Source organism: Trinickia diaoshuihuensis, assembly GCF_003390925.1.
Taxonomy (GTDB): domain Bacteria; phylum Pseudomonadota; class Gammaproteobacteria; order Burkholderiales; family Burkholderiaceae; genus Trinickia; species Trinickia diaoshuihuensis.
Window position 1 is genome coordinate 1 of sequence record NZ_QUBS01000058.1, and the last position, 24,405, is coordinate 24,405.

Here is a 24,405-nt window from a genome sequence, read left to right on the forward strand (position 1 = left end):
CGCTCGGCTCGGCAGGCGGCGTAGCCGCGGGCGTCGCGGGTGCGGGGGCGGCCGCTGCCGCGCTCGCCGGCGCGGCAGCCTCGGCCGAAGTACGCCGATTGCCCTCGAGCAGCTTGTCGACCGACAGGTTGACGACGCTGCCGGCCTTGCCGCTGACGAAAATCTTCGTCGAATTGGCGTAAATCTCGCGCATGGTTTCCAGATACATCCGCTCGCGCACGACAGCCGGCGCCTTGGCATATTGGGCGTAGACCTGATTGAAACGCTCTGCATCGCCCTGCGCATCGGAGACGACACGCGCCGCATAGGCCTTGGCATCGTCGATCGTGCGCTGAGCTTGAGCCTTCGCCCCCGGCAGAATTTGCTCGGCGTAAGCCTGCGCCGCGGCCTTCGCGTTCGCGCGATCTTGCCGTGCGCGCGCCGCGTCCGCGTACGCGCTTTGCACGGCGGCCGGCGGCTCGATCGACGTGACGGTCACGCCTGTTACGGCGAGCCCGCTGCGATAGCGGTCGAGCGTGTTTTGAATGGCCTGCGTGATGGGCTCGCGAAGCGCATCGCGATTGCCGCCGAGCAAGCTCGCCGTACTTTGAGCGCCTACGATTTGGCGCACCGCCGCTTGCGCCGCTTGAGTAACGGCGAGATCGGGGTCGGCCGTACGGAAGAGGTAATCCGTTGCCGATTTCACTTGATATTGAACCGCGAGGCGCACGTCGACGATATCGCCGTCGTGCGTGAGCACCGAAGCGTCTTTCGTGCTGGCGTCGCTCATCGCATTGCCGCGGCCGATTTCGACAGAACGGATTTGCGCGACGTTGACGATTTCGTGCGTTTCGAACGGATAGGGCATGCGCAGGTGCACGCCGGGCTCGACGGTGCCGCGATATTTGCCGAATTGCAGAACGACGCCCGTTTGGCCGTCTTGCACGACGAAGACGCCACTGCCGACATAAATGGCGACGAGCACGCCGATGACGATACCGACGCCGAGGCGAGCGGCTCGCCCGTTATCGGGGCGCCGGTCGCCCGGGCCGGGCCCAGGACCTTTGCCGCCGAACAGACGCGACAAGCGACGATTGAACTCGCGCCACATCTCGTCGAGGTCGGGCGGCCCGTCATTATCGCCGGGGCCGCGCTTGGGCTCGTTCGGCCGCTGCCGGCTGCCGTTGCCGTCGCCTCGCCCCCAGCGCGGATCGCTGATCGATAGCATGGCGCGCGCACGCAGCCAGAAACTCCGCTCGTTGTATTCGTTCACCAGTGTTCGTTCGCTCGAGTTGGGAGAACCGGTCAATGCAGATCGGAGCGCCTTGTCCGCGCATCGAACGGATCCGATGCGTCTGGGTCTTCATGCCCATGCGCCGGCGGTGCCGCTTCCGGCTGCGCCCGCCCGCTGTCCGGGAGATGTTCTGAGGTGGCGATTTCGGCGATGGCTGCGCGCAGCGCATCCAAACCTTGCCCCGTGCGCGCGCTCAAAAAGACGCGCGAAATATTACCATATTCATCTCGTTCAACCGATTCGCCGCGGGCCGCCAATTCGGGCACCGCGTCGATCTTGTTGAAGACGAGAATTTGCCGCACGGTACTCGCGCCGATCTCGTCCAACACCTCGTTCACTTGGTCGATCTGATCGAGCCGCACGGCGCTCGATGCATCGACGACGTGCAGCAGCAGATCGGCGTGAATCGTTTCCTCGAGCGTCGCGCGAAACGCCGCGACGAGTTGGTGCGGCAATTCGCGAATGAAACCGACCGTATCGGACACGATCACCTGTCCCGCTTCATCGCCGAGATACACGCGGCGCGAAGTGGTGTCGAGCGTGGCGAACAGTTGGTCGGCCGCATAGGCTTGCGCTTTCGTCAGCGCGTTGAACAGCGTCGACTTGCCCGCGTTCGTGTAGCCGACGAGCGACACCGACATCGCACGATTGCGAGCCCGCTGGCGCCGTTGCGTACCGTGCTGGCGGCGCAATTTGTCGAGCCGCCCCTTGAGCATCTTGATGCGCTCGCCGATCAAGCGGCGGTCGGTTTCGAGCTGCGTTTCGCCGGGGCCGCGCAACCCGATACCGCCTTTTTGCCGTTCGAGGTGGGTCCACGCGCGCACGAGGCGCGTGGCGATGTATTGCAACTGCGCGAGCTCGACTTGCAACTTGCCTTCATGGCTGCGCGCCCGTTGCGCGAAGATGTCGAGAATGAGGCTCGTTCGATCGACGACGCGGCGGTTAAGCGCCCGCTCCAAATTGCGTTGCTGCGCCGGCGCCAAGGCGTGATTGAAGATGACGATTTCGACGTCGTTGGCCTCGCAAGCGAGACGCAGTTCCTCGGCCTTGCCGCTGCCGACAAATAGCGCCGCATCGGGGCTCGAGCGGCGCCCGGTCAAGGTAACGGCGGGATGTGCGCCCGCGCTTTGCGCGAGCAGACTGAGTTCTTCGAGACTGGCTTCGAAGTCGATTTTTCCGAAATCGATGCCGACGAGCGCTGCGTTGATCAAATTGATGAGCGTCAAATGAGAAGCGGCCGGCGAACACACCGATCAGTCGGCGTGTTCGCCGGCCGCTAGGATGAATTAGGCCGTTTCCGCGTCCGGATGGAAATTCACCGGACGGGCCGGTACGACCGTCGAAATGGCGTGCTTGTAGACCATTTGGGTCACGGTGTTACGGAGCAACACGACGTACTGGTCGAACGATTCGATGTTCCCTTGAAGCTTGATGCCGTTGACCAAATAGATGGAAACCGGCACGTGCTCTTTGCGCAGTGCGTTCAGAAACGGGTCTTGTAACAGTTGCCCTTTGTTGCTCATAGCAAACTCCGTCGTTTTTTTGCAGGTTGGATCCGGATTGGGACGAAGAAAAAGAAATCCGCCGCCAATCGCTACACTATAGCCGATTTTCGTTGTGGCACGGACCGCCCAGGCCATCCGGCCAAGGCGTCCCGGCCCGCCGTCAGCTTTTATCGGTGTACGGGTTCGTCGACGAACGGAACTCTATGCGCAATGGAGTTCCCGTCAGCGAGAAAGTTTCGCGGAAGCGGTTTTCGAGATAGCGCTTGTACGTTTCCGTCACGGCATCGAGCGCATTGCCGTGGATGACGATGAGGGGCGGATTCTGGCCGCCTTGGTGCGCGTAGCGCAGCTTCGGGCGCACCGGGCCGCGCCGGCGCGGCTGTTGGAACTCCACGGCTTCGATTAGCGCGCGCGTGAGCTTCGGCGTCGGCAACTTGGCCATCGCGGCCGCATAGGCGTCGTCGACCGATCGCATCAGCGCGCCGATCCCGGTCTTTTCGGTCGCCGAAATGAAATGGAATTTCGCGAAGTCCAAGAACTTCAGTTTGCGCATCATGTCGGCTTTCGTCCGTTCGCGTACGTGCGCGTCGAGCCCATCCCACTTGTTGACGCCGACCACGAGCGCCCGCCCTTGCTCCACCACGAACCCGGCGATGTGCGCGTCCTGATCGGAGATGTCCTGGCGCGCGTCGAGCAACAAGATGACGACGTTCGCATCCGCGATCGACTGCAGCGTCTTGACCACCGAGAACTTCTCGATCGCCTCGAAAACTTTGCCGCGACGGCGCAAGCCGGCCGTATCGATCAGCGTGTACTTCTTGCCCTGGCGTTCGAAATCGACATAGATCGAGTCGCGCGTCGTGCCGGGCATGTCGAAGGCGATGACGCGTTCCTCGCCGATCAGCGTGTTGACGAGCGTGGATTTACCGACGTTGGGCCGCCCGACGATCGCGATCTTGACGCCGCGCGCGCCGCGCTCTTCTTCCGTCTCCTCCGGATGCCCCGCATAGGCGATCTCCAGGGAGTCGTTGATCATTTCGGTGACGCCGTCGCCATGCGCGGCCGAAATCGCGCGCGGATCGCCGAGCCCGAGTTCGTAAAAATCGGAGGCGACGGCCGTGTACTTCATCCCCTCGGCCTTATTGACGACGAGCACGATCGGGCGGCCGGTCTTACGCAGATAGTCGGCGATCGACTTGTCCTGCGGCGCCAGCCCGTTACGCCCATCGACGATGAACACTACGACGTCCGACTCCTCGACCGCCTGCCGCGTTTGCCGCGCCATCTCGTGCAAGATGCCGTCCTTGGCGACGGGCTCGAAGCCGCCCGTGTCGACCACGAGATAGGCGCGGTCGCCCACGCGTCCCTCGCCGTAATGGCGATCGCGCGTCAAGCCGGGCAAGTCGGCGACCAGGGCGTCGCGCGAGCGCGTGAGCCGGTTGAACAGGGTGGATTTCCCCACGTTGGGGCGCCCCACTAGGGCAATTACGGGTTTCATCTGACGTTGTCTAAAAGAGGCATGCGCCGCGGTGCCGGCTCGCCGAAGCGGCCAATGGCGGGACGATCGGCGCATCGATCTGCCCACGAGCCGGTATGCCGCGCCGGCCCTAGCATCGCGCTTGCTTGCAAGCGGCCGAGGGGCGCACGACCGTACGCCGCTGCTCGAAAATTATCACGATACGACGGCGCGCAAGTCACCGCGTATGCATTTGCCGGTACGCGTGCCGCGCACCGGTACTCAAAAACGCCCGCGGCCGGCTGAGCCGGCCCGCGAGTACCATTCGACGACCGAAGCGCTCAGTGCGAAACGAAGCCGTACAACTCGCCGTCGTGGGTCTGGACGATCAGCGTATCGCCAACCGCCACCGGTGCGGCCGTGATCGGGCTGCCGTCGGTCTTCACGCGGGACAGGAACTTGCCGTCGTCACGCGAAAGGAAGTGAACGTAGCCCTTGTAATCGCCGACGACGACATCGGGCCCGAGCAGGTACGGCGTGCTCAAATCCCGATTCTTCAGTTGATCGTTCTTCCACAGCAACTTGCCCGAGCTCGCGTCGAACGCTTGCAGCACGGACCAATCATCAGGCGCCACGACGGCCGTGCGGTCCGCGGCAAGGCCCGCGACGCCGGAGAACGGCTGCTCCCAGACCGGTTGGCCGCTGTTCGCGTCGAAGCAGCCGAGACGCCCTTGGAACGTGACGGCGCATGCCTCGGCGCCGACGAGCGTCGGCGCACCGGTGACGTCGTTGATGCGCTCCACTTCCGTCACGCCCTTCGGAAACGACACCGGCGCCTGCCAGTAGTCGTCGCCCGTCTTCAGGTTGATCGCGGAGAGCGAGCCGCCCGGAAAACCGGCCAGCACCGCGGCTTGCGCGGCGAAGGCCATGCCGGCCGAGACGCGCAAATTCAGCGGGACGGCGCGGTTGCGGTATTGCCAGCGCAACTCGCCGGTCGACGCATTGAACGCGCTCACCTGACCGTCGATCGTACGCACCACCACATAACCGTTGCCGACGAGCGGCGGCGAGACGATTTCGCCCGGCACCGTCGTCTTCCAGAGGAGCTTGCCGTCCGCGTCGAGCACCTCGACCCCGCCCTTTTCCGCACCGACGGCCGTGTAGGTGCCGTCGCTACCGACACCCGAGGTCAGGTCATCGTGCAGCTTCGTGCTCCAGAGCTTGCGCCCCGTCTTGCCGTCGATCTTCACGACAGTCCCGTTCGATCCGGCCGCGTAGACGGCCTCGCCGACGACGACCGGCGAGAAGAAGTAACGTCCAGCCTTGCCGACGCTCGTCCGCCAGGCCTGCTCGACTTTGAAGACAGGCTTGAACTCGGCGAGCGGCACCGGGTCACGGCGCGGGTCCTTGGTGGACGAGCAAGCCGCCATCGCGAGGACAGTCATCGCGCAAGCGACGGGCACGGCGAAACGTTTCAGCAAATTCATCGGTGAGCGAGGCTTCGTCAAAGGTTGTTCGGGTAAGGCAGGCTACAGGCGGCGCAATCGCACCGCTCAACCGCCGAGCGCGTCGAGCTTGAATTGGATCAGTTGGCGCGCGGACGTATCGCTTTTGGCGAGCGACGTGAGCGCCAGTTGATAAGCGGTGCGCGCGTCGGCACGTTTCCCGGCGGCCGCCAACAGGTCGCCGCGGCGATCGGCCACGGCCCCTTGGAAGCCCTCGGGGGGCGTGCCGTCCAGCAACGCGAGTCCCGCATCGTACGCCTTCTCGTCGAGCAGGACGGCCGCCAGGCGCAGCTTCGCGATTTCCTTGTACTCGACGTCCTTCGCGTGATCGATCGCCCACTGCAACTGCGCCTTGGCGCCGGCCGCGTCACCCGCCTCGTATAGCGCCTTGGCCGCCGCGAGCGCCGTCATTTGGCCATATGCCGTGCCACCGTAGCGCGACTCCATATCGCCGGCGTCGCGCGCGACCGCGGCCTTATCCTTCGCCGAGACCGATTGCTGCACCTGCTCGTAGAGCACCGCGGCCTGCGTGGCTTGGCGCCGTTGCCAAAAATGCCAGCCGTTCCAGGCGGCCGCGGCAACGAGCGCCGCGAGCACGATCCACGTGGACGCATTGCCCCACTGCGCCCACCAAGCTTTGAAGCTCTCTATCGATTCTTGTTCGTCGTGATAACTCATCGCCAAGCGATTCCTTCTTGTCTCGCGCCGTTCTTGTCGTGAGCGGCGACAGTTGCGTCAGTCGTCGCCGTCTTCGGCGGTTGCAACCATCGCATTGATTAGAAATTCGGTCAAGTTTTCAACCGGCACGCTCTGTTGTTCGCTCTTTTCGGCACCGGCGCTTTCGCGCAGCGGTTTGATCCCGACCGTACCGTTCGCCACTTCATCCTCGCCGAGCACGACGGCAAATGCCGCCCCGCTCGCGTCGGCGCGCTTCATCTGCGACTTGAAGCTGGCGGAAGCGCCATCCGCGCTGCAGTGGAGAATCACGTCCAAGCCCGTGTCGCGCAACCGCTCGGCGATGATGAACGCCTGCTCGCGCGCGCTTTCGCCCTGATGGACGACGTACACGTCGCAGCCTTCTTCCTGCGGGACGAGCGATTCTTCCTTCAGCAATTCGAGAATGCGCTCGACACCCATCGCCCAGCCGCAGGCGGCCGTCGGCTTGCCGCCCAACTGCTCGATGAGCGGATCGTACCGGCCGCCGGCCGCGACCGTGCCTTGCGCGCCGAGCTTATCGGTCACCCACTCGAACACCGTCAGGTTGTAGTAGTCCAGGCCGCGCACGAGCCGCGGATTGATCGTGAACGGAATGTTGTTCGCCTTGAGCAAACGCTGCAGGCCCTCGAAGTGCGCGCGCGAGGCATCGCCGAGGAAGTCGATCAGCTTCGGCGCGTTTTGCGCGATCTCCTGCAGCGCGGGATTCTTCGTGTCGAGCACGCGCAGCGGGTTCGTATAGAGGCGGCGCTTGGCATCCTCGTCCAACGCGTCGATATGCTTTTCGAGATAAGCGATCAACTCGACGCGATGCGCCGCACGCTCCTCGGCCAGCCCCAGCGAGTTGATTTCGAGACGGATGCCCGTGAGCCCGAGGTCGTCCCAAAGCCGCTGGCACATCAAGATGATTTCGGCATCGGTATCGGGACCGGCAAAGCCGAGCGCCTCGACGCCCACTTGATGGAACTGACGATAGCGGCCGCGTTGCGGACGCTCGTGACGGAACATGGGCCCGATGTACCAAAGCCGCTTGGGACCGTCGTAAAGCAGGTTGTGCTCGATGGCCGAACGCACGACGGCCGCCGTGTTCTCGGGACGCAATGTCAGATGTTCGCCGTTCAGCGAATCGACGAAGCTGTACATCTCCTTCTCGACGATGTCGGTCACTTCGCCGATACCGCGCGTGAAGAGTTGCGTGTGCTCGACGATCGGCGTGCGAATGTTCTGGTAGCCGTACGCGCGCAGCATCGACTTGACCGTCGATTCGAAGAAATCCCACAGCGCGGCGTCCGCCGGGAGAATGTCGTTCATGCCTTTGACGCCGGCCAGCTTCTCGAGCTTTCTCTTCTGTTCTGTCATCGTGGTTCGGTGGACTCGTTAATTTGCGACGCTCGCGCGGCCGTAGCGGCGCTCGACGTAGTCGCTCACGATTTGCTGAAATTCCTCGGCGATCCGCTCGCCACGCAGCGTCTTGACCTTCTCGCCGTCGATGAAAACCGGCGCCGCCGGGTTCTCGCCGGAGCCGGGCAAGCTGATGCCGATGTTGGCCTGCTTCGATTCGCCGGGCCCGTTCACGATGCAGCCCATCACGGCAACGTGCATCTTTTCGACACCGGGGTACGTGTCGCGCCAAACCGGCATTTGCGCGCGCAGATAGTTTTGAATTTGCGACGCGAGCTCTTGGAACAGCGTGCTCGTCGTGCGGCCGCAGCCCGGGCAGGCGATGACCATCGGCGTGAACGAACGCAAGCCCATCGTCTGCAAGATTTCCTGACCGACGATGACCTCGCCCGTGCGCGACGCACCGGGTTCGGGCGTCAGCGAAATACGGATCGTGTCGCCGATACCCTCTTGCAGCAGCACGCCGAGCGCGGCCGTCGAGGCCACGATACCCTTCGAACCCATGCCGGCCTCGGTCAAACCGAGATGCAAGGCGAATGCGCAACGGCGCGACAATTCGCGATAGACGGCAATCAAATCCTGCACGCCGCTGACCTTGCACGAGAGCACGATCTTGTTGCGCGGCAAACCCAGTTCGACGGCGCGTTCGGCCGAGCCGATCGCCGATTGGATCAGCGCTTCGTACATGACGCTTTGCGCGTCCCAAGGCTCGCTGCGCGCGGCGTTTTCGTCCATCATGCGCGCGAGCAGGTCCTGATCGAGACTGCCCCAGTTCACGCCGATCCGCACCGGCTTGTCGTAGCGAGCCGCGGCTTCGATCATCTGCGCGAATTGCGTATCGCGCTTCGCGCCCTGGCCGACGTTACCCGGGTTGATCCGGTACTTCGAAAGCGCCTCGGCACAGGCGGGGTAATCGCGCAGCAGCAAGTGGCCGTTGTAATGAAAGTCGCCGACGAGCGGAACCGTCACGCCCATGCGATCGAGCTGCTCGCGGATCGCCGGCACGGCTTGCGCGGCCTCGGGCGTATTGACCGTGATGCGCACGAGTTCCGAGCCCGCCTGTGCGAGCTCCTTCACCTGGATGGCCGTGCCGATGGCATCGGCCGTATCCGTGTTCGTCATCGATTGAATGCGCACGGGCGCATCGCCGCCGATGGTGACGAGCTGGCCGCCCCAGCGCACATCGACCGCGTGCGAGGCGCGACGCTTCGCGGGACCGCCGAAAACCGGCACGGAAGAACAAATCTGACTGCTGCTGTCGGTAGGCATCGAAAGACCCATGAGTCCTAGTTATGCTGCGTGCGCGGCGCATGGCGGCCCCGCACCCGAATTGACGATCGAGCCGCGGCGCGCCGCCGCGGCATTGAACCATTAAGGCAACGTGAAATGCGCGACGTTGCCCTTGTTCGGACCGAATTTCGCCGCGTCGACAGGCTGTCCGTCGAGCGTCATCGATTCGAGCCCCGCGCGGTTGCCCGCGGTGATCTTGAACGGCGGGACGCCCTGCACTTGCTTCGCGTCGCCCGGGTGGACGAGCCCCGAGAAAATCTCCTTGCCGTTCTTGTCGCGTACGCTAAACCAGCTATCCTGCGACACCGTCACGCCGACCGTTGCGACGCCGGACGCCGGCGTTGCCGGCGCGGCGACGGCCGCCGACGCTTGCTCGCCCGCGCTCGCTTGCGGCTGAGCTTGCGGCTGACTGGCCGCGGCGACGGCCCGCGATGCGGACACGGGTGCCGGGACGGCCGCCGAGGCCGTTTGCTCGCCGGTGGTTTGCGTGACGGACGGCTGCGACGTCGGTTCGAGACGCGTGATCGCCGGCGTGCTCGCATCGGCCGGGGCCGCGCCGCTCGCATCGGAAGCCGCCACGGCGCCGGAAGCGCCCGCCGTTTCAGCCACGACGAGGCCGGTCGAGGTCGCGGCCGATGCCGGCACCGCCGCGCTCGACGCCGCACCGCCGGGATTGGCGGCCATGCCGCCCGCGCTCGATTTCAGGCGCGCGAGCCAAGCCGACGAATCGCCGCCTTGGTGCCACATGGCAAGCGCGATGATCACAATGACGCCCGCCGCGACGCCCCACCACCACGAGCGATGTTTCGGCGTGCCGCCGAGCGAGACGGAAACGCGCCCGCGCGGCAAATCGGCGCCCGTCGATGCGGGCATCGACAAATCGGGCTCCGGCTGGCCCTTGACGCGACGCAACGCTTGCGCGAATGGCTCCGGATCCGTACCGAGCATCTTGGCGTAGCTACGAATGACGCCGAGCGCGAACGTCGTGCCCGGCAATTGGCTGATGTCGCCCGCCTCGAGCGCCCGCATTTTGTTGGGGGCGACCTTCAGCCGGGCCGACACGTCGTCGACGGACCAGCCCTTCGCTTCCCGCAATTGCGCAAGACGAGCGCCCACCGCGGCCAGCGAGTCGAGCGGCGCGTACGTGGCGCCCGGCGCGGTCTGCGGCACGGCGCCCCCGCGCCCCGAGCTCGTCTGTGTGCCTTCTGATTGCGGATGCTGCGGCTCACTCATCCCTGATCCTCGCGTCGATTCTCTTTTTCCACCCCGCGCGCGCCCGGCCTTTTAGATGCCCTGGATGCGCGGACCGTCTGTCTCACTACGTAGGCGGCGCGCACACAGCGCCGCCGTCTCACCTGTCGCCCGCGCGTCAACGCACGGGGCGCACTTCAATGACCTTGCCCGGGGCTCGCCCCATCCGCTCCGCGACGCGCGTGCGATCCTTGACCGCGCCGGCCAATTGGCCGCATGCGGCGTCGATATCGTCGCCGCGCGTCTTGCGCACCGTGGTCACGACGCCCGCGTCGATGAGCACTTGCGCAAAACGCTTGATCCGCTCGGCCTTGGAACGCACGAGTCCCGACTCCGGGAACGGATTGAACGGAATCAAGTTGAACTTGCACGGCACATCGGCCGTCAGCGCCAGCAATTCCCGCGCGTGAGCATCGCTGTCGTTCACGCCGTCGAGCATGCAATATTCGAACGTGATGAAATCGCGCGGCGCCACTTCGAGATAACGCCGGCAGGCGGCCATCAATTCACGCAGAGGATACTTCTTGTTCAGCGGCACCAGCATGTCGCGCAGCGCATCGTTCGGCGCGTGCAACGACACCGCCAGCGCCACCGGCAGATCGGCCCCGAGCCGATCCATCATCGGGACGACGCCCGAGGTCGATACCGTGACGCGCCGCCGCGACAGGCCGTAGGCGTTGTCGTCGAGCATCAGGCGCAGCGCGGGCACCAGCGCATCGTAGTTGAGCAGCGGCTCGCCCATGCCCATCATGACGACGTTCGTAATGACGCGCTCGCCCTTGTTATCGGGGGCATGCGGCCGCCCAAGCGCCGCGCGCAGCGCGAATTCGGCCATGCGCAACTGGCCGATGATTTCGGCCGTCGTCAGATTGCGCGAGAAACCTTGCTTGCCCGTCGAGCAAAAACGGCAATTGACCGCGCAGCCGGCCTGCGACGATACGCACAACGTGCCGCGCGTCTCTTCGGGAATGAACACCGTTTCGACGGCATTGCCGTTGCCGACGTCGACGAGCCACTTGCGCGTGCCGTCAGCCGATACGTGATCGCTGACCACGGGCGGCATCACGATCGCCGCGCGATCTTTCAGCTTCGTGCGCAGCGATTTCGCGAGATCGGTCATGCCGTCGAAATCGGCCGCGTTGTATTGGTGAATCCAGCGCTGCAGTTGCTTGGCGCGGAATGCCTTCTCGCCGAGGCTGTCGCAATAGGCGACGAGCCCCGCGGCATCGAGGTCGAGAAGGTTGACGGTAGGACTGCTCGTCATGTTTGATCCTGCTGTTTCCGTGCGGCGCGCCCGCGGCAACCGCGCTTGGGCCAAGCGCGGCGCCGGGCCGGGCGAGCCGCCCGCGCCAAGCGATATTCGCTAACGCTTTACCCGGCGATCAGCGCGAGTAGATGTTGATTTCCGGGAAGAAGAAAGCGATTTCCACGGCTGCCGTTTCGGCCGCATCCGAACCGTGCACGGCGTTGGCATCGATGCTGTCGGCGAAATCGGCGCGGATCGTGCCCTTGTCGGCCTTCTTCGGATCCGTCGCGCCCATCAGGTCGCGGTTCTTCAGAATCGCGTTCTCGCCTTCGAGCACTTGCACCATCACCGGGCCCGAGATCATGAATTCGACCAGATCCTTGAAGAACGGACGAGCGGCGTGAACGGCGTAGAACTTCTCCGCGTCGGCACGCGAAAGCTGAGCCATACGCGAGGCGATGATCTTCAGGCCCGCGTTTTCGAAGCGGCTGTAGATCTGTCCAATCACGTTCTTCGCCACTGCATCGGGCTTGATAATCGACAGGGTACGCTCGATCGCCATAAAAACTCCAAAAAATTAAGGGGTTACGAATTCTAACGAATCTGCAATTGTAGCATGTTCCAGTGTATGATTGCGATCGATCCCCACCTCTGACGAAACTTCGTCCGAAAAGTCGAAAGGGAGCTTGAAACTCCCGCGCATAGGACCGATCTTAGGAAGCAACGGGGTGGGCGCGCGCGGCCGCCAAGGCGGCGCCGGGCGCAACCCGCATCGAATGCGTCTTTACGCAAGGAGAAAGCATGAACGACTATCCGTTTAACGTCGCCCGCGGCGGTGCCGTCGGTTCGGCGGCCGTCCGCAACCGCGTGCTTCGCAATACTTACTGGCTGCTCGCGCTGTCGATGGTCCCGACGGTGATCGGCGCTTGGCTCGGGGTCGTGACCGGTTTCTCGCTGTTCGCCGCAACGAGCCCGATGATGAGCATGCTCGCCTTCCTGGCGATCGCGTTCGGCTTCATGTTCGCGATCGAGCGCACCAAGCAAAGCGGCCTCGGCGTCGTCTTCCTCTTGGGCTTCACGTTCTTCATGGGCCTAATGCTCTCGCGGATCCTGACGTTCATCCTGCACTTCTCGAACGGCCCGTCGCTGATCATGCTGGCGTTCGGCGGCACGGCGGTCATTTTCGCGGCAATGGCCTCGATCGCGACGGTCAGCAAGCGCGACTTCTCGGGCCTGGGCCAATGGCTGTTCATGGGCGTGATCGTGATCTTGCTCGCGTCGCTTGCGAACGTGTTCCTGCATCTGCCGGCGTTGATGCTGACGGTGTCGGTGCTCGCGATCGTAATTTTCTCGGGCTTCATGCTGTTCGACGTGCAGCGCGTCGTGAACGGCGGCGAAACCAATTACATCAGCGCGACGCTCGCAATCTATCTCGATCTGTACAACGTGTTCGTCAATCTGCTGTCGCTGCTCGGCATCTTCGGCGGCAACAACCGCAACTGATCGACTGAGGGCGCTGCGCGCCCTAGCCCGCCGCGCAAAACCGCGGCGGCAGCCTGAAAAACAAAACCCCCATGCTTGCAGCCCCAACATGGGGGTTTTGCTTTGTACGGGGCATCGCGCCCCGCGCGGATCGATTAATCGCGCTCGAACAACGCGATCGACTCGACGTGCGAGGTGTGCGGGAACATGTTGACGACGCCCGCGCCTTTCAGCCGGTAGCCGGCTTCGTGCACGAGCAGCCCGGCGTCCCGCGCCAGCGTGGCCGGATTGCAGGAAACATAGACGATTCGCCCGGGCAGCGGACCTTGTCCGCTTTGGGCGATCTCGGCCAGCGCCTTGGAAACGGCCAATGCGCCTTCGCGCGGCGGGTCGATCAGAAACTTGTCGAACGGCCCGAGCGCGCGCAAATCGTCGGCGGTGACTTCGAACAAATTGCGACACGCAAACGAAGTATGGCGATCGACGCCGTTGACCTTCGCGTTGGCGAGCGCACGCGCCGTCAACGCCTCACTCCCTTCGATACCCACGACCTCCCGGGCAAGACGCGCGAGCGGCAACGTGAAATTGCCGAGACCGCAAAAGAGGTCCAGGACGCGATCGTTGCGCGCCGGCGACAATAGCCTCAAGGCACGGCCCACGAGCACCCGGTTGATCGCATGATTGACTTGCGTGAAGTCGGTCGGCTTGAACGGCATGCGAATACCGAACTCAGGCAACGTGTAATCGAGTTGGACGTCGAGCGGATAGAACGGCACGGCCGTATCCGGCCCTTTCGGCTGAACCCAAAACTGAACGCCATGCTTGTCGGCGAATGCGCGCACGAGCGCTTCGTCGTCGGCCGTCATCGGCTCCAGCACGCGCAGGACGAGCGCCGTCACGCTCGCGCCGACGGCCAATTCGATCTGCGGCAAGCGATCGCGAATCGACAGGCCCTCCACGAGCCGCCGCAGCGGCACGAGCATTGCCGAAACAGCCGGCGGCAGCACCTCGCAGCTCGTCATGTCGGCTACGTAGCTGCTCTTCTTCTCGTGAAACCCGACCAATACGCCACCCTTTTTCGCGACGTGACGCACGGTCAGACGGGCGCGATAACGGTAGCCCCACGTCGGGCCGTGGATCGGTCGAAACACCGTTTCCGGCTTCAGTTTCGAAAGATGCCAAAGATTGTCTTCGAGCACGCGTTGCTTGATCGCCACTTGCGCGCGCTCATCCAGATGCTGCATCGAACAACCGCCGCAGGTACCGAAGAAGCGGCATTGCGGCGTCGTGCGCATAGCGCTTGCGCACAGGACATCGATGACTTGCGCTTGCTCGAAGCTCGCCTTCTTGCGATAGCTCGAATAAGTGACGCGCTCCCCGGGCAACGCGCCTTCGACAAAAATGACCTTGCCGGGCTCGCCGCTCTCGGTCGTCAAACGCCCGACGCCGCGCGCCTCCATGTCGAGCGACTCGATCTCGATCACGGGCGGTTCGGAGGGCGATGCGCCGCCCTGGGTGCGACGCGCGATACTACGGGGAAATTCGGACACCTGCGGCTTCCTGATGGAAAAGAAACGGAAGGCGAGATTGTAGTCGAACGACGCAGCCGGACGGAGACGAAACGTGAAACTGGTGAGTTGGAACGTGCAATGGGGGCGCGATGCGCAAGGCCGCGTCGATCTTGTCCGAACGATCGACGAAGCGCGGCGCCTCGCCGATTTCGACGTCTTGTGCATGCAGGAGGTCACCCGAGGCTTCAGCGTGTTGCCCGGCGGGCCCGGGCCCGATCAATTCGAGGAGATCGCCCGAGCGCTACCGGGCTTTACCGTGTTGGACGCCATCGGCGCCGATTTGCCGTCGCTCGACGGCTCGCCGCAGCGCCGTCAATTCGGCAACGCCATCGCCACCCGCCTGCCCGTCTTGCAAGTGATTCGCCATTCCCTGCCTTGGCCGGCGGATGCCGCCGCCCCTTCGATGCAACGCGTGGCGCTGGAGGCCGTCGTGGTCACGACGCGCGGCCCCTTGCGCATCCTCGTGACCCATCTCGAATTTTATTCGCTGAAGCAACGCTTGGCGCAGGTCGACGAATTGCGGCGGCTACAACAGGAAGCGGCCGGCCACGCCGCCCACCCCGCACCGGCCGAGAATGCGACCGGCCCGTTCGCCGCGACATCGCGTCCGGTCAGCGCGGTGGTATGCGGCGACTTCAACAGCGAGTACGGCTCTGAGGCCTATCGCGCGTTCATTGCTCCGTTGGCCGACGCGCCCGGCTTCATCGATGCGTGGACGACGCTGCATCCGGGCCAAACGCCGCCGCTCACGGCCGGCGTCTACGATACGGCGCAGTGGAGTTCGGGACCGCTCACGTGCGACTTCGTGTTCGTCACCGAGGACCTGGGCGATCGCCTACGAAGCTGCGAAATCAATACGGCGACACAAGCATCCGATCATCAGCCGATCGTGTTGGCATTGGATTGAAGCGCCGGGGCGATAGAGAGTAAAAAAAACGTTTTCAGCGCGGCGCGGCGGGCGCAATGGCCGGCTCACCGAATGCGGCCAGATATTCGCGCCAGTGAGGCGCGCTCTCTTGCGCAAGCGATTGCTTGACGAAGGCGATTTCGTCGGCATACTCGTCCGGCGAAAACGCGCCGCGCATCAATTGGAATCGGCAATAGAGCAAGTAGGTATTCACGACGTCCGTTTCGCAATAGTTGCGGATCTCGTCGATGCGCCCTTCACGGAAGGCCGTCCACACCTGTCCGCCGTCCATGCCGAGCTTGCCGGGGAATCCGCAAAGCTTGGCCAACGAATCGAGCGGCGCGTTCGCGCGCGCTTGATACATCGCGAGCACGTCCATCAAGTCGGTGTGGCGCGAGTGATACCGGCTGATGTAGTTGTTCCATTTGAAGTCGCGATCGTCCTCGCCGAGATCCCAATAGCGCGAAGCCGGGATGCCGTGCACCAGGGCGCGGTAATGCAAAACCGGTAGATCGAAGCCGCCGCCGTTCCAGGAAACCAATTGCGGTGTGTACTTTTCGATAACGCGATAAAACGACTGAATCAGCGCGGCCTCGCCGTCCTCCACGGTACCGAGCGAGCGCACGCGCAAACCCGCGCGGTCCCGAAAGACGCACGAAATGGCGGCAACCCGTTGCAGATAGTGCGGAAGGAAATCGCCGCCGGTCTTTTCCCGGCGCGCCGCGAATGCGTGCTCGGCGACGTCGGCGTCGCTCATCGCGTCGGGCAGATCGTCGAGGCGGCGAATACCGGCGACATCGGGAATCGTCTCGATGTCGAAAACGAGAATCGGAATCATGAATATCTAAAGTACCGCGCCCGCGAGCACGCCTAGAGCACTGCGTCTTTGCGAACGCCGTTTGACGCGAAAAAGCGCTTCAAGCGCACGAGCGCTTCTTGCTGAATTTGCCGCACGCGCTCGCGCGTGAGACCCATTTCATCGGCTAATTCCTCAAGCGTCGCCGGCTCGATATGATTGAGCCCGAAGCGCCGTTCGATCACATGCCGGTGCTTATCGGACAAGCGCGAGAGCCAGGCCCGTGTAAGCGTTTCCAGTTCGCGATGCTGCACCTCGGCATCGGGCGACTGGCTTTGATCGTCCGACAGCAGGTCGAGCAGCGAGCTGGCCGGGTCGAGGTCGAGCGGCGCATCGAGCGACGCCGTATGCTCGTTCAACGCGAGGATATCGGTGACCTCGTCCGTCGTCTTGCCTGTCAAATAGGCGATGTCGTCGATGCTCGCGTCGCGCCGCTCGACGGCCTCGCCGGAATTCATGGAATTCTTCTCGAGGTGTCGCTTCGCGCGCAGAACCTGATTGAGCTCGCGGATCACGTGAACCGGCAACCGGACCGTGCGGGCCTGGTTCATGATCGCGCGCTCGATGCTCTGACGGATCCACCAGGTTGCGTAGGTCGAAAACCGGAAACCGCGCGTGGGATCGAACTTCTCGATCGCGTGCATGAGCCCGAGATTGCCTTCCTCGATCAGATCGAGCAGCGGCACACCGCGATTGAGGTAGCCCTTGGCGATGCTGACGACGAGCCGCAGATTGCGCTCGATCATGACTTGCCGGGCCTCGAACTCGCCCGCCTTCGCCAGCCTCGAATAGCGCTGCTCCTCCTCCACCGTCAGCAGCGGCTTCACGCTGATGCGATTTAGGTAATGCTGGATCGTGTCGGCGGTCAGCTCGGCTTGCAGCAAAGCGCGGAAGTCGTCGGGATCGGGGCCCGACTCGGCGGACGCCTCGCGCTCCTCACCGCCTTCCTCGGCCTGCTCGCCCGAGCTCTCCTGCTCGAACTCGGTTTCGGATTCGCCGGGATCGTCCTCGGGCTCGTTCGTCGAAGCGCCGGCGTCGTGCACCATGTCGTGCGTGACGCGGCTGGGCGTGTCCGTTTCGGCTTGCTGCTTGCGGCGCTTCGATGTCGGCATGGTCGTATCGCTTATTGCGGCGGCAAGTATTTCATCGGATCGACAGGTTTGCCCTGTCGGCGGATCTCAAAGTGCAGCATCACGCGGTCGGAATCGGTGTTGCCCATCTGGGCGATCTCCTGCCCCTTCGTCACCGCATCCCCCTCTTTTACCATCAAAGTGCGGTTGTGTGCATAGGCGGTGAGATACGTCGCGTTGTGTTTGATGATAATGAGATTGCCGTAGCCGCGCAGCCCATTTCCTGCGTAGACGACACGTCCCGCGGCGGCGGCTTTGATCGATTCGCCCACGCTTCCGCCGATATTCAAGCCTTTATTGCTGCTGTCGTCGAACGCGTTCAGCACGGGTCCGCGTACCGGCCACGAGAAGTTCACGTTGCCGTCGGCCATCGGTGCGCTCGCCGGCGCGCCGGCGGCCGGTTGCGGCGGAATGGTCGTGGCGGTCGCGCCGGGACCGGAGTAGATCGGCGGCACGGCCGCGTTCGCGCTGGCCGCGCTCGATGCGCCGGCGGACGAGGACGGCGTGAGCGGCGCGCCTTGTACGCTGCCGCCGGTCGTGACGGGCGCGGTGGCGACACCGGGCGTAATCGCGGCTACGTTCGCGCCGGGGGGCGCGACGCGCAGCAGTTGGTCGACTTCGATCTGATTCGGATTCGCCAGGTTGTTCCAAGCGGCGATATCCCGATAGTTCTGACCGTTCTCGAGCGCGATGCGATAGAGGGTATCGCCGGGCTTGACGCGGTAGTAGCCGGGGGGCGGCGGGCCGAGCGGGACCGCCGGTTGCGATGCGCCTTGCGCGATCGCCGGGGCGCCGCTCGTCGAGAGCGCGCTCGAGCGATCGACGACAGGCGCTTGATCGAGCCGCGTGGCGCACGCGGCGAGCGTAGTGAGGGCAAGCACACAGACGACGCGCTGAACGGCGGTCAGCCGAGGCTGTTCGTTGTTTGTTTGCATCGCGCGCAACGTAGACATCGGTGTCAAATCACTCCGGATTTTAAGGGGACAAAGAAAACACGATCAAGACGAGACTCCCGCCACTGGGTTGCCGATACGCGTTCGACCAGCGTCAACACCTGGGCTTGTCCACTTTGTGAACCGACCGGTGCAATGAGCCTGCCACCCACGGCCAATTGCTCGAGCAGCGCCTTCGGCACGTCGAGCCCCGCCGCTGCGATCACGATCGCATCGAACGGCGCGGCGGCGGCCAGGCCCACGCGCCCATCGCCGTAGTGCAAGCGAATATTCGGCACGCGCAGCGGGCGCAAATTGAGCTTCGCGCGCTCGTAGAGCGGTTTGATTCGCTCGATCGAATAAACGTCTTTGGCGACGCGGCTCAATACCGCCGCCTGATAGCCGCAGCCGGTGCCGATCTCGAGCACGCGCTCGAGCGTACGGCCGGCGCACGCGAGTTCCAGCATACGCGCCACGACCGACGGTTTCGAAATCGTCTGGTGATGGCCGATCGGCAGTGCCGCATCCTCATACGCCTGCACCGCAAGCCCCGGATCGACGAACATATGCCGCGGCACGGCCGCCAATGCGTCGAGCACGCGCGCATCGGCAATGCCGTTTGCCTTGAGCCGTTCGACCATCCGCTCGCGCACCCGTTCCGAGGTCAGCGCGAGCGAGCTTGCGAGCGGGACGTTGGGTGCGCCTATTTTGTCGGCGGCGTACGACGCGGCCGTGTCAGCGCGGCGCGCGGGACTCTCGCGCGCCGCAAGCGGTTCGCGCCCACGCGCGCGCTCCCGGCTGCCCGCCGGCGCACGCGGTTTGCGCTCGAGATCGGCAAGCCCGAGCGGAAAGCGCTTGGCCCGTTCGCTCGTCATGAATCGCGATGCCCCGCGCGTGCCCACTCGCGCGTGGCCGCCATCATCTGGGTGTGGGTGAGATCGAGCTGGAGCGGCGTGATCGAAACGCGGCCGTTCGCGAGCGCATGGAAATCGGTCCCCTCGCTCGCGTCGAGCGCGTCGCCCGACGGCCCGATCCAATAGATCGGCTCACCCCGCGGATTGGTTTGACGGATGACGGGCTGCGACGGGTGGCGTTTGCCGAGCCGCGTCACCTCCCACTCGCCAAGCGCGTCGTACGGCAGGTTCGGAATGTTGACGTTCAGCAGCGGATGCGTGGGCAACGGATGAGCGAGGAAATGGCGCACGATATCGGCCGCGACGCGCGCCGCATCTTCGAGATGGACCCAGTCCTTTTCGACCAGCGAAAACGCGATGGCGGGCACCCCGAACATGACGCCCTCCGTCGCTGCCGCCACCGTGCCCGAATAAAGGGTGTCCTCGCCGACGTTCTGGCCGTTATTGATGCCCGAGACGACGAGATCGGGCTTGTGGTCGAGCATACCCGTCAAGGCAATGTGGACCGAATCGGTGGGCGTGCCGTTGACGTAGTAAAAACCGTTGGCCGATCGCCAAACCGAGAGCGGGCGCGAAAGCGTCAGCGAATTGGACGCGCCGCTGCAGTTTTGCTCGGGCGCCATGACCGTCACCTCGCCAAGCGGCTTGAGGGCGTGATAAAGCGCCGCAAGTCCAGGCGCGAGATAACCGTCGTCGTTGCTCAGTAAGATTCGCATCCGGCGATTGTAACCGAGGAGCGCCCGCTCAACGACAGGCATCGATGAGGAATCGCCCCAGAAAAAGGCACGGTCGTTCGACTTGAACTACACTGCGTCGGTACCTCGCAAAGAGCCGCCCGGATATCGCCTGGTTGCGCGCCGTGCGGCCCGCGCGGGACACCCGTCCATTCGATCGAGGGAATGCTCATGCGCGCCATTCGCTGCCATCAGTACGGACCACCCGAAACGCTCGTTCTCGACACCTTGCCGGATTTGCAGCCGGGCCCGAACGAGGTCGTCATCGATGTGAAAGCGGCGAGCGTCAACTACCCCGACGTGCTCATCATCGAAAACAAGTACCAGGTAAAACCGCCTCTGCCGTTCACCCCAGGCTCCGAGGTCGCCGGGATCGTTCGCGCAGTGGGTGAAGGCGTGTCGCATCTGCGGATCGGCATGCCGGTGGCCGCTTTTACGCGCGTCGGCGGGTTTGCCGAGCAGGCGCTCGCACCCGCGGATGCTTGCATGCCGCTGCCGGAGGACGCCGACTTTGCGACGGCTGCCGCCTTCACGCTTGCCTACGGGACGTCGCACCACGCCGTCGTCGACCGCGGCGCGCTGCGCGCCGGCGAAACGATGCTCGTGCTGGGGGCGGCGGGCGGCGTCGGCCTCGCGGCCGTGGAGATCGGGAAAGCGCTCGGCGCGCGCGTGATTGCGGCGGCCTCCAGCGACGAAAAGCTCGCGGTCGCGCGCGAACACGGCGCCGATGCGACGATTCGGTACGATACCGAGAACCTGCGCGAACGAATCGCCGCGCTCACCGACGGCCGCGGCCCCGACGTCATTTACGACCCGGTCGGGGGGGCGTTCGCCGAACCCGCGTTTCGCAGTATCGGCTGGCGCGGTCGGTATCTCGTCGTCGGCTTCGCCGGCGGCGATATCCCCAAGCTCCCGTTGAATTTGGCCTTGCTCAAAGGCGCCAGCATCGTCGGTGTGTTTTGGGGAGAATTCGCCGTGCGCGAACCGGCACGCAACGCGCAGGCCTTCGCGGAACTGATGCGTTGGCTGCGCGAGGGGAAGCTGCGCCCGCTCGTGAGCGCGCGCTATACGCTCGAGCAAACGCCGCGTGCATTGATCGACATGGCGCAACGGCGCGTGACCGGCAAAATCGTCATCACGCCCTAGCGGCCGGCAGTGATTGCAACGACTGCGCGAGGACGCCGCTAGACGATCTTGCGTTCGCGCAAGCCCGCGATGGCGGCGGCGTCGTAGCCGAGCGCCGCCAGCACTTCGTCCGTATGTTCGCCAAGCGACGGACCCAGCCAACGCGTACCGCCTGGCGTATCCGAGAACTTGGGCGTGACATTCGGCAACGCGATATCGAGCCCGTCTTGCCACTTGAAATGCTCGATCATCTTGCGTGCCGCGAATTGCGGATCGGCAAACATGTCGGCGGCGCTGTAGATCCGGCCGACCGGTACGTCCGCCTCGTTCAAGATATCGAGCGCTTCGTCGATCGTGCGCTCGGCGAGCCATGCCGCGATCGCGTCGTCGATCTCGCGCGTGCGCGGTACGCGGCCGTCGTTATGCGCGAGCGCCGGATCGTCGGCCAGGTCGGGACGCTCGATGGCCACCATTAACCGTTTGAAGATGGGATCGCTGTTGCCGCCGATCACGATGCTGCCGTCTTTGCACGCATACGTGTTCGACGGCACGATGCCCGGCAGCGATGCGCCCGTGCGTTCGCGCACCGCGCCATAGACCCCGTATTCGGGCACGATGCTTTCCATCATGTTGAAGACGGCCTCGTACAGCGCAACGTCGACCACCTGCCCTTTCCCGCCGTTCGCCTGGCGGTGATGAAGCGCCATGAGCGCGCCGATGACCGCATGGAGCGCGGCAATCGAATCGCCGATCGAGATGCCGATACGCGGCGGCGGCAACTCCGGGTAACCGGTAATATGGCGCAGGCCACCCATCGCCTCCGCGATCGAGCCGAACCCTGGCCGGTCCCGATATGGCCCCGTCTGACCGTACCCCGAAAGACGCACCATGACGAGGCCCGGATTCTCGGCGCTCAACACGTCATAACCGAGCCCGAGCTTTTCGAGCAGCCCCGGGCGAAAATTCTCGACGACGATATCGGCTTCGCGCGCGAGTTGCAGCAAAACCTGCTTGCCCTCGGGCGCCTTCAGGTTCAGCGTGACCGACTTCTTGTTGCGCGCCTGAACCGCCCACCAGAGCGACGTGCCGCCAGTCTCCGGATAGAGCATGCGCCACTTGCGCAGCGGATCGCCGCCGTTCGGGTCTTCGATCTTGATGACGTCCGCCCCGAACTCGCCCAGCAGCCGCGAGGCGAACGGCCCCGCGATCAGCGTGCCGAGTTCGAGCACTTTGACGCCTGCCAGCGGGCCGGCCGTTGCGCTCATCGGTATCGTCTCCTGTTCCAAGCGCGTGGGTGTCCCCACGGCGCATCTCCTCTATAGCGAGCGCCGATCGAGCATCGCTCGCGCGATGGTGCCGGCATCGACGTATTCGAGCTCGCCACCCACCGGTACGCCGCGCGCGAGGCGCGTCACGGCAAGCTCGCGCGCCTTGAGCGTCTGCGCGAGGTAGTGCGCCGTCGCTTCGCCCTCGTTCGTGAAATTCGTCGCCAGCACGACTTCCTTGACGACACCGTCCGACGCACGCTTGACGAGCCGCTCGAAGTGGATTTCCTTCGGGCCGATGCCGTCGAGTGGACTCAAACGCCCCATCAGGACGAAGTACAGCCCGCGGTAGGTCATCGTCTGCTCGAGCATGATCTGGTCGGCGGGCGTCTCGACGACGCATAGCAGCGTGGGGTCGCGCGATTCGTCGCTGCACACGTCGCACACGCGCGCCTCGGTGAACGTGTTGCACTTCTCGCAATGACGCAGATGCTCGGTCGCGAACAACAGCGAACGGCCAAGCCGCTCGGCCCCTTCCCGATCGTGCTGCATCAAGTGATAAGCCATGCGCTGCGCGGATTTCGGCCCGACGCCGGGCAGCGCGCGCAGCGCTTCGACGAGCGCGACGAGTGCGGAAGGCTGTTTCATATCTTGGTGAATATCGCCGGTCCGATTGCGTCCGACGCGATCAGAACGGCAGCTTGAATCCAGGCGGCAGCGGTAGGCCCGCCGTCATGCCGCTCATCTTTTCCTGCGCCGTCGCTTCGGCTTTGCGCACCGCATCGTTGAACGCGGCGGCGACGAGATCTTCGAGCATGTCCTTGTCGTCGGCAAGCAGACTCGGGTCGATCGAGACGCGGCGCACGTCGTTCTTGCAAGTCATCGTCACCTTGACGAGCCCGGCACCCGACTGGCCCTCGACCTCGATCAGCGCAAGCTGCTCTTGCATCTTCTTCATGTTTTCCTGCATTTGCTGGGCTTGCTTCATGAGCCCGGCGAGTTGGCCTTTCATCATGGATATGCTCCTTGGATCGTGTGGACGGGTGCTCGCGTCGGTGCGGCGCCACGAATGGGTTATGGGAAGAATAGTTCGGCTCGGCGCGGCATGGGCGCCGCGTGCGTTCGCGCTCAGCGCGCCCCCGCGCCGGCTTCGGGATCGGATGACACCGGCTTGACCGAGCCCGGCACGATACTCGCACCGAATTCGCGAATCAACGATTGCACAAACGGATCGGCGCCGATCTCGCGCTCGGCCTCGCGCTGACGCTCCGCGCGCGCGGCAGCGTCCAGCACGGCCGCCGTGCGGCGCGCCGGGCCGACCGTGACGCGCACGTCGAGTGCCGTGCCCAGTTTTTCCGTCAGCGCGGCTTTGAGCTTCGCCACTTGTGCGGCGTCCGCGTATTGCGGCACCGGCACGCTGAGAACGAGCGTTTGGCCCTCGAGTTCGGTCAATTCGCTGTTGAACGCGAGTTGATGAGCGACGCCGGTCAATCCGAGGCTGCCCGCGAGCGCGGGCCAGTCGCCCGAGAAACCGACGGCATCCAGCGCGATCGGCGGCGGCAACTTACTGAGATCGACCGCGGGCGTGGACGGCACGACCGGCGAGTCGAAGCGCGCGTCGAGCCGAACGTCGTCCGGTCCCGCGCCGAACACGGGGACATAACCGTCGTCCGGCGGGCCAGCGAAGTAATCGTCTTCCGAGGACGGCGGCGGATAGTCGTCGAGCGGCGGCATGTCGTCCCACGGGGCCGGCGCCGAGCCGCGTTCCGATACGGCCGCGCGCTCGGGCCGGGCCGCCGCGCTCTCCGGTGCGCGCGGACGCGGCGTCGGCACGACGACCGGCGTGCG

24 protein-coding genes are annotated in these 24,405 nt (G+C 64.5%); 3 read left to right on the forward strand and 21 right to left on the reverse strand.

Features of this window, described 5'->3' with window-relative positions; genetic code table 11:
* The 11 genes from hflK to ndk form a co-directional block, all read right to left on the reverse strand.
* Window positions 1-1,252, reverse strand: a 1,252-nt coding sequence (gene hflK, locus DXT59_RS12090) for an FtsH protease activity modulator HflK (protein WP_116137158.1), incomplete at its 3' end; no start/stop codon positions are given.
* A 32-nt stretch (window positions 1,253-1,284) separates the two neighbouring features.
* Window positions 1,285-2,484 carry a GTPase HflX gene (gene hflX, locus DXT59_RS12095; RefSeq protein ID WP_240324488.1) on the reverse strand — a complete coding sequence of 400 codons (1,200 nt, stop codon included), beginning with the start codon at window positions 2,482-2,484 and terminating at the stop codon, window positions 1,285-1,287.
* Between the two features lie 75 nt (window positions 2,485-2,559).
* Window positions 2,560-2,796 (reverse strand): RNA chaperone Hfq, encoded by a 237-nt coding sequence (gene hfq, locus DXT59_RS12100; RefSeq protein WP_090543740.1) that lies wholly within the window; start codon window positions 2,794-2,796, stop codon window positions 2,560-2,562.
* A gap of 142 nt (window positions 2,797-2,938) precedes the next feature.
* A complete protein-coding gene (der, locus tag DXT59_RS12105) occupies window positions 2,939-4,276 on the reverse strand; it encodes a ribosome biogenesis GTPase Der (protein WP_116137141.1) in 1,338 nt (445 codons plus the stop codon).
* Window positions 4,277-4,575: 299 nt separating this feature from the next.
* Entirely contained in the window at window positions 4,576-5,721 is a 1,146-nt protein-coding gene (gene bamB, locus DXT59_RS12110) for an outer membrane protein assembly factor BamB (protein ID WP_116137142.1), read from the reverse strand.
* Between the two features lie 66 nt (window positions 5,722-5,787).
* Window positions 5,788-6,417, reverse strand: a complete 630-nt coding sequence (locus DXT59_RS12115; RefSeq protein WP_116137143.1) for a tetratricopeptide repeat protein — start codon at window positions 6,415-6,417, stop codon at window positions 5,788-5,790.
* 57 nt (window positions 6,418-6,474) lie between these two features.
* Complete coding sequence (hisS, locus tag DXT59_RS12120; protein WP_116137144.1) at window positions 6,475-7,812, reverse strand: histidine--tRNA ligase; 1,338 nt, start codon at window positions 7,810-7,812, stop codon at window positions 6,475-6,477.
* Between the two features lie 18 nt (window positions 7,813-7,830).
* Entirely contained in the window at window positions 7,831-9,135 is a 1,305-nt protein-coding gene (gene ispG, locus DXT59_RS12125; protein WP_116137145.1) for a flavodoxin-dependent (E)-4-hydroxy-3-methylbut-2-enyl-diphosphate synthase, read from the reverse strand.
* A 90-nt stretch (window positions 9,136-9,225) separates the two neighbouring features.
* Window positions 9,226-10,377, reverse strand: coding sequence for a helix-turn-helix domain-containing protein (locus DXT59_RS12130; protein WP_116137146.1), 1,152 nt, complete (start codon window positions 10,375-10,377; stop codon window positions 9,226-9,228).
* Between the two features lie 136 nt (window positions 10,378-10,513).
* Complete coding sequence (gene rlmN / locus DXT59_RS12135; protein ID WP_116137147.1) at window positions 10,514-11,659, reverse strand: dual-specificity RNA methyltransferase RlmN; 1,146 nt, start codon at window positions 11,657-11,659, stop codon at window positions 10,514-10,516.
* Between the two features lie 118 nt (window positions 11,660-11,777).
* Window positions 11,778-12,203, reverse strand: a complete 426-nt coding sequence (gene ndk / locus DXT59_RS12140; RefSeq protein WP_116137148.1) for a nucleoside-diphosphate kinase — start codon at window positions 12,201-12,203, stop codon at window positions 11,778-11,780.
* 239 nt (window positions 12,204-12,442) lie between these two features.
* On the opposite strand from ndk, the gene DXT59_RS12145 reads away from it, so the two are divergent.
* Window positions 12,443-13,144 carry a Bax inhibitor-1/YccA family protein gene (locus DXT59_RS12145; RefSeq protein WP_116137149.1) on the forward strand — a complete coding sequence of 234 codons (702 nt, stop codon included), beginning with the start codon at window positions 12,443-12,445 and terminating at the stop codon, window positions 13,142-13,144.
* 134 nt (window positions 13,145-13,278) lie between these two features.
* Here the strand turns inward: DXT59_RS12145 and rlmD are convergent, their stop codons facing one another.
* On the reverse strand, window positions 13,279-14,673 hold the full coding sequence (gene rlmD / locus DXT59_RS12150; RefSeq protein WP_420823386.1) for a 23S rRNA (uracil(1939)-C(5))-methyltransferase RlmD: 1,395 nt from the start codon (window positions 14,671-14,673) through the stop codon (window positions 13,279-13,281).
* A gap of 73 nt (window positions 14,674-14,746) precedes the next feature.
* On the opposite strand from rlmD, the gene DXT59_RS12155 reads away from it, so the two are divergent.
* Complete coding sequence (locus DXT59_RS12155; protein ID WP_116137160.1) at window positions 14,747-15,601, forward strand: endonuclease/exonuclease/phosphatase family protein; 855 nt, start codon at window positions 14,747-14,749, stop codon at window positions 15,599-15,601.
* Window positions 15,602-15,635: 34 nt separating this feature from the next.
* Here DXT59_RS12155 and DXT59_RS12160 read toward each other — a convergent pair whose 3' ends face one another.
* The 5 genes from DXT59_RS12160 to surE are packed head-to-tail and all read right to left on the reverse strand — an operon-like array spanning window position 15,636 to window position 20,149.
* Window positions 15,636-16,439, reverse strand: coding sequence for a 3'-5' exonuclease (locus tag DXT59_RS12160; RefSeq protein ID WP_116137151.1), 804 nt, complete (start codon window positions 16,437-16,439; stop codon window positions 15,636-15,638).
* A gap of 32 nt (window positions 16,440-16,471) precedes the next feature.
* Window positions 16,472-17,569 carry an RNA polymerase sigma factor RpoS gene (gene rpoS / locus DXT59_RS12165; RefSeq protein ID WP_116137152.1) on the reverse strand — a complete coding sequence of 366 codons (1,098 nt, stop codon included), beginning with the start codon at window positions 17,567-17,569 and terminating at the stop codon, window positions 16,472-16,474.
* Between the two features lie 11 nt (window positions 17,570-17,580).
* Window positions 17,581-18,540, reverse strand: coding sequence for a peptidoglycan DD-metalloendopeptidase family protein (locus DXT59_RS12170; protein WP_116137153.1), 960 nt, complete (start codon window positions 18,538-18,540; stop codon window positions 17,581-17,583).
* A gap of 5 nt (window positions 18,541-18,545) precedes the next feature.
* The gene (locus DXT59_RS12175; RefSeq protein ID WP_116137154.1) at window positions 18,546-19,394 is read right to left on the reverse strand and encodes a protein-L-isoaspartate(D-aspartate) O-methyltransferase; all 849 of its coding nucleotides are present in this window, start codon (window positions 19,392-19,394) and stop codon (window positions 18,546-18,548) included.
* A complete protein-coding gene (gene surE / locus DXT59_RS12180) occupies window positions 19,391-20,149 on the reverse strand; it encodes a 5'/3'-nucleotidase SurE (RefSeq protein WP_116137155.1) in 759 nt (252 codons plus the stop codon). The genes DXT59_RS12175 and surE overlap by 4 nt, the downstream gene beginning before the upstream one ends.
* A 189-nt stretch (window positions 20,150-20,338) precedes the next feature.
* On the opposite strand from surE, the gene DXT59_RS12185 reads away from it, so the two are divergent.
* A complete protein-coding gene (locus tag DXT59_RS12185; protein ID WP_116137161.1) occupies window positions 20,339-21,313 on the forward strand; it encodes an NADPH:quinone oxidoreductase family protein in 975 nt (324 codons plus the stop codon).
* A 38-nt stretch (window positions 21,314-21,351) separates the two neighbouring features.
* On the opposite strand, the gene DXT59_RS12190 is transcribed toward DXT59_RS12185, so the two are convergent.
* The 4 genes from DXT59_RS12190 to DXT59_RS12205 all read right to left on the reverse strand — a co-directional run.
* Window positions 21,352-22,557: a CaiB/BaiF CoA transferase family protein gene (locus DXT59_RS12190; protein ID WP_116137162.1), complete on the reverse strand. Its 1,206-nt coding sequence runs from the start codon at window positions 22,555-22,557 to the stop codon at window positions 21,352-21,354.
* A gap of 51 nt (window positions 22,558-22,608) precedes the next feature.
* Entirely contained in the window at window positions 22,609-23,205 is a 597-nt protein-coding gene (gene recR / locus DXT59_RS12195) for a recombination mediator RecR (RefSeq protein ID WP_116137156.1), read from the reverse strand.
* A gap of 40 nt (window positions 23,206-23,245) precedes the next feature.
* A complete protein-coding gene (locus tag DXT59_RS12200) occupies window positions 23,246-23,572 on the reverse strand; it encodes a YbaB/EbfC family nucleoid-associated protein (RefSeq protein ID WP_116137157.1) in 327 nt (108 codons plus the stop codon).
* 113 nt (window positions 23,573-23,685) lie between these two features.
* Window positions 23,686-24,405: DNA polymerase III subunit gamma/tau C-terminal domain-containing protein (locus tag DXT59_RS12205; RefSeq protein WP_275895775.1), on the reverse strand; the 720-nt coding region annotated here is incomplete at its 5' end.

Excerpts from the sequence above, each read along its gene's own strand:
- hfq (WP_090543740.1), bottom strand. The coding sequence starts at position 2,796 with ATGAGCAACAAAGGGCAACTGTTACAAGACCCGTTTCTGAACGCACTG.
- der (WP_116137141.1), bottom strand. The coding sequence starts at position 4,276 with ATGAAACCCGTAATTGCCCTAGTGGGGCGCCCCAACGTGGGGAAATCC.
- bamB (WP_116137142.1), bottom strand. The coding sequence starts at position 5,721 with ATGAATTTGCTGAAACGTTTCGCCGTGCCCGTCGCTTGCGCGATGACT.
- DXT59_RS12115 (WP_116137143.1), bottom strand. The coding sequence starts at position 6,417 with ATGAGTTATCACGACGAACAAGAATCGATAGAGAGCTTCAAAGCTTGG.
- hisS (WP_116137144.1), bottom strand. The coding sequence starts at position 7,812 with ATGACAGAACAGAAGAGAAAGCTCGAGAAGCTGGCCGGCGTCAAAGGC.
- ispG (WP_116137145.1), bottom strand. The coding sequence starts at position 9,135 with ATGGGTCTTTCGATGCCTACCGACAGCAGCAGTCAGATTTGTTCTTCC.
- DXT59_RS12130 (WP_116137146.1), bottom strand. The coding sequence starts at position 10,377 with ATGAGTGAGCCGCAGCATCCGCAATCAGAAGGCACACAGACGAGCTCG.
- rlmN (WP_116137147.1), bottom strand. The coding sequence starts at position 11,659 with ATGACGAGCAGTCCTACCGTCAACCTTCTCGACCTCGATGCCGCGGGG.
- ndk (WP_116137148.1), bottom strand. The coding sequence starts at position 12,203 with ATGGCGATCGAGCGTACCCTGTCGATTATCAAGCCCGATGCAGTGGCG.
- DXT59_RS12145 (WP_116137149.1), top strand. The coding sequence starts at position 12,443 with ATGAACGACTATCCGTTTAACGTCGCCCGCGGCGGTGCCGTCGGTTCG.
- DXT59_RS12160 (WP_116137151.1), bottom strand. The coding sequence starts at position 16,439 with ATGATTCCGATTCTCGTTTTCGACATCGAGACGATTCCCGATGTCGCC.
- rpoS (WP_116137152.1), bottom strand. The coding sequence starts at position 17,569 with ATGCCGACATCGAAGCGCCGCAAGCAGCAAGCCGAAACGGACACGCCC.
- DXT59_RS12170 (WP_116137153.1), bottom strand. The coding sequence starts at position 18,540 with ATGTCTACGTTGCGCGCGATGCAAACAAACAACGAACAGCCTCGGCTG.
- DXT59_RS12175 (WP_116137154.1), bottom strand. The coding sequence starts at position 19,394 with ATGACGAGCGAACGGGCCAAGCGCTTTCCGCTCGGGCTTGCCGATCTC.
- surE (WP_116137155.1), bottom strand. The coding sequence starts at position 20,149 with ATGCGAATCTTACTGAGCAACGACGACGGTTATCTCGCGCCTGGACTT.
- DXT59_RS12185 (WP_116137161.1), top strand. The coding sequence starts at position 20,339 with ATGCGCGCCATTCGCTGCCATCAGTACGGACCACCCGAAACGCTCGTT.
- DXT59_RS12190 (WP_116137162.1), bottom strand. The coding sequence starts at position 22,557 with ATGAGCGCAACGGCCGGCCCGCTGGCAGGCGTCAAAGTGCTCGAACTC.
- recR (WP_116137156.1), bottom strand. The coding sequence starts at position 23,205 with ATGAAACAGCCTTCCGCACTCGTCGCGCTCGTCGAAGCGCTGCGCGCG.
- DXT59_RS12200 (WP_116137157.1), bottom strand. The coding sequence starts at position 23,572 with ATGATGAAAGGCCAACTCGCCGGGCTCATGAAGCAAGCCCAGCAAATG.